Source organism: Streptomyces sp. NPDC002265 (assembly GCF_040296125.1).
GTDB lineage: Bacteria > Actinomycetota > Actinomycetes > Streptomycetales > Streptomycetaceae > Streptomyces.
The window spans coordinates 1-4061 of sequence record NZ_JBEOWS010000554.1 but is presented as its reverse complement, the minus strand read 5'-3'; the positions used below and the strand labels follow the sequence as shown (position 1 = coordinate 4061).

Sequence of the window (4061 nt, the reverse complement as noted above, 5' to 3'; positions counted from 1 at the left end):
GGCCGTCGGGGCCGTGGCGGTGGCGCGGGCCGCGTCGGCCGACGACCTCCCGCCGTTCCACGGCGTTCCGCTGCCGGTCAAGGACCTGGTGGACGTCATGGGCTGGCCCACCACCCATGGCTCCGCCGGCACCGGGCGGGCACCGGCCACGGCATCGGACCCGGTCGTACGACGGCTGGTGGACGCCGGGTTCGTCCTGCTCGGGAAGACCACCACCTCCGAGTTCGGCGCCCTGCCCTTCACCGAGAACGAGACCCTCGGCGTCTCGCGCAACCCGTGGGACCCGGACCGCACGCCGGGCGGGTCGTCGAGCGGAGCGGGTGTCGCCGTCGCCGCCGGGATGGCGCCGATCGCCCATGCCGAGGACGGTGGCGGGTCGATCCGTATCCCGGCGTCGTGCAACGGGCTCGTCGGGCTGAAACCCACCCGCGGTCTGGTCGGCAACGCGACCGTCGGCGCGGAGGGGCTGGGCACCAGCGGTGTGCTCACCCGCACGGTGGCGGACACCGCGGCCGCCCTCGATGTGCTCGCGCGCCACGATCCCGGCCTGTGGTGGTCACCGCCCGACCCGCGGAGATCCTTCGCCTCCGTGCTGAGGACGGACCCGCCGACAGGGCTGCGGATCGGTGTGCTCACCGACACTCCGATCGCGGGGATCGCCGTGGACCCGGCGTGTACCGAGGCCGTCGCCGTCACCCTGCGCACGCTGGAGTCGGCCGGTCACCACGTCGTCGACACCCCCCTCCCGCTGCCCCCGGCCGACGAACTGGTGGCGGCGTTCATGACCATCTGGAACGTCGGCGGCAGCGGCGTCCCGCTCGTGGATCCGGACCGGGTCGAGCCCCACAGTCGTGCCCTGCGGGCCGCGGCACGAGCCGTCGACTCCTGGGCCTACACGGAAGGGGTGCGCAGGGCCCAGCAGTTGTCGCGACGCATCGTCGAGGGCTTCCTCGCCGGCTTCGACCTGCTGGTCACGCCGACGATGGCGTGCCTGCCGCCGCGCGTCGGCGCCTGGCGGGCAGGCACCGACGACCATCCCCTGGCGGCCCTGCTGAACAGTTACCCGTTGGGGGTGTTCACGTCGGTCTTCAACGTGACCGGCCAGCCGGCGATCTCGGTGCCCGTCCATCACGACGCAGACACCGGGCTGCCCGTCGGCGTGCAGATCGTCGCCGCGCCGTGGCGGGAGGACCTCCTGCTCCAGGTGTCCCGCACCCTCGAACTCGCCCGCCCCTGGACCGATCGCCGCCCGCCCGTCGGCTGAGCACGAAGGCCGTGGCCGGGGCGGCGCGATACCGGTCAGACGGGCTGTACCCCGGCCAGCGCGCCGTGCGGGTCGAGGACGTACTTGCGGCTGGCGCCCTGATCGAACTCGGCGTAGCCACGAGGGGCGTCCGCCAGACCGATCACGGTCGCGTTCACCGCCTTGGCGATGTGCACCCGCTCGTGCAGGATCGCCTTCATCAGCCCTCGGTGATAGCGCATCACCGGGCACTGTCCCATGGTGAAGGCGTGACTCCTCGCCCAGCCCAGCCCGAGCCGTACCTTCAGCGTCCCGGTCCGGGCGTCCTCGTCGACGCCGCCGGGGTCGTCCGTGACGTACAGTCCGGGAATTCCGAGGGCGCCGCCCGCGCGGGTGATGCTCATCAGCGAGTTCAGGACGGTCGCGGGCGCCTCCTCGGCGTCCTTGCCGTGTCCCCGCGCCTCGAAGCCGACCGCGTCGACGGCCGCGTCGACCTCGGGTTCGCCCAGGATCTGCTCGATCTGGTCCGCCACGCTGCCGCCGGCGACGTCGACGGTCTCGCAGCCGAAACTCCTTGCCTGGGCCAGGCGTTCGGTGTTGAGGTCCCCGACGATGACGACGGCCGCACCCAGCAGCTGTGCCGCCGCGGCGGCGGCCAGGCCCACGGGCCCCGCTCCGGCGACGTACACCGTGGACCCGACGCCCGCGCCCGCGGTGCAGGCACCGTGGAAGCCGGTCGGGAAGATGTCCGACAGCATGGTCAGATCGAGGAGCTTCTCGCGTGCCTGGTCGGGGTCGGGGAACTTCAGCAGGTTGAAGTCCGCGTACGGGACCATCACGTACTCGGCCTGACCGCCGACCCAGCCGCCCATGTCCACATAGCCGTAGGCCGCCCCCGGCCGGGCCGGATTGACGTTCAGGCAGATGCCGGTCTTGCGTTCCTTGCAGTTGCGGCACCGACCGCAGGCGATGTTGAACGGCACCGAGACGAGATCCCCGACCGCGATGAACTCGACGTCCGGACCCCGCTCCACCACCTCTCCGGTGATCTCGTGCCCGAGGACCAGCCCCTCGGGCGCCGTCGTGCGCCCTCGCACCATGTGCTGGTCGCTGCCGCAGATGTTGCTGGCGAGCACCTTGAGAATGACCCCGTGGCGGCACACCCGGCCGATGTTCTCGGGCGCCACCCCCGGCCCGTCCTGGAGTTCCAGCGTCGGGTAGTCGATGGTCCTGACCTCGACCGCACCCGGCTTGAGATACGCCACTCCCCGGTTTCCGTTGTCGCCCATGCGTGATCGCCGTCCCTCCGGCCCCGTCTCTCCGGCCCCGTCTCTTCGGCTCCGTCTCTTCGGCTCCGTCTCCTCGGCCCCGTGTCCGCGGATGCCGACGGCCGTGCGCAGGTCAGGGGGGTGCTGCTGTCGACCGCGCGTTCCGGCCACCCTCCGTGCGGGTGCCGTCCCTGAAGAGGGCGACCTCTCAGAGCCTCGGTCTCCAGCCTACGTCGCGCGTCCCCCGCCCTGAGCTGCCGCGCAGGCCGACAGGGCACGTGCGGCACGGGCGGCCACGTCCAGGAGCCGGGCGTCGGCGCCATGGGGCGCGACCAGTTGCAGACCGACCGGTTCGCCGCGCGCGGTCCGTCCTGCGGGCAGGCTGAGCGCGGGGTGTCCCGTGATGTTGAAAGCCCAGGTCAGTGCCACACTCATCCGCGCTCCGGGGCCGTCGTGGCCGTGCGGCGGGTGGGGTGTGGTGGGCGTGAGGAGAAGGTCGGCGCGGGCGAAACAGTCCCGCAGACGTGCGGCGTTGTCCGCGACGGCAGGGGCCACGTCCGCTGACAGCGTGCCGCCCGCCCGCAGGGCCGTCCAGGCCGGGGCGGGATCGTCGAGCGTCAGCGGCCGGTCCGCCGGCACCGCGAGAACTCCCTGGTCGGCAAGGATCCGTACGGCGCGACGAGCCACGGCGGCGACGGCGGAATCGGTGTCGGCGTACCCCAGGGTGGCCGACCAGGCGGCAGTCGGCGGCGCCGCCGGCTCCGCCGGGGCGGTCCGTACGGAGGCGACCGCGTCCAGATAGGCGGCGGCGTCCAGCGGACTCCGGACCAGCACACCCGGCGAGTTCAGACCGGCCCGGTCGCGGGAGGGCAGCAGCCCGTTTGTGGGCTTGAAGCCGGTGACCCCGCACCACGCGGCGGGAATCCGTACCGAGCCGGCGCCGTCCGAACCACTGGCCATGGGTACGAGGCCGGCGGCGACGGCGGCCGCGGACCCGGCCGACGATCCGCCGGGCGACCAGGCCGGATCGAGCGGGTTGAGGGTGGGACCGCGGTCGGTGTGCCCGTAGGTCTGCCAGCCCTGCCGGGTGCGCGGTACCGAGGTGGCGCCGACCGGCACGCACCCGGCCTCGGCCAAGCGCCGGTTCTGGAAGGAGTCGGCGCCCTCTGTTGCCTTGACGCCGATCGGCACGCCCGCCAGCGGCAGTACGGCGCCACGAGCGAGCCGGGCGTCCAGCTCCGCGGCCCGGGCGAGGGCTTGCTCCTCCCAGACGTCGGTGAAGGCCCGTACGGCATCGTCACGTTCCATGATCCGCGCCAACGCGGCCGTGACGACCTCGCGCGCCGACAGCTCACCTCGGCCGACGTGCCGCGCGATGTCCGATGCGGACAGGGCCGCGTACTCGGCTGTGCTGATCAAGGTCCGTCCTCCGATCGACGCCCGAAGCCGGGGCCGCCTTCGAGACCGCGGTCACATTCATACCGACCGCTCCGTGAGCTCCTGTGCGCGCAGTGTCGCGGAACCGGTGAAGCACCCCACATGACCCACGT

General features: G+C 72.9%; 3 protein-coding genes. 1 reads left to right on the top strand and 2 read right to left on the bottom strand.

Features of this window, described 5'->3' with window-relative positions:
- Positions 1 to 1264 (top strand): amidase (locus ABT085_RS44625; protein WP_351622451.1); only part of this gene is annotated, 1264 nt, incomplete at its 5' end.
- 35 nt (positions 1265 to 1299) lie between these two features.
- Here the strand turns inward: ABT085_RS44625 and fdhA are convergent.
- Positions 1300 to 2532, bottom strand: coding sequence for a formaldehyde dehydrogenase, glutathione-independent (fdhA, locus tag ABT085_RS44620; protein ID WP_351622448.1), 1233 nt, complete (start codon positions 2530 to 2532; stop codon positions 1300 to 1302).
- Positions 2533 to 2739: 207 nt separating this feature from the next.
- Positions 2740 to 3930 (bottom strand): amidase, encoded by a 1191-nt coding sequence (locus ABT085_RS44615; RefSeq protein ID WP_351622445.1) that lies wholly within the window; start codon positions 3928 to 3930, stop codon positions 2740 to 2742.
- Between the last annotated feature and the right edge of the window lie 131 nt (positions 3931 to 4061).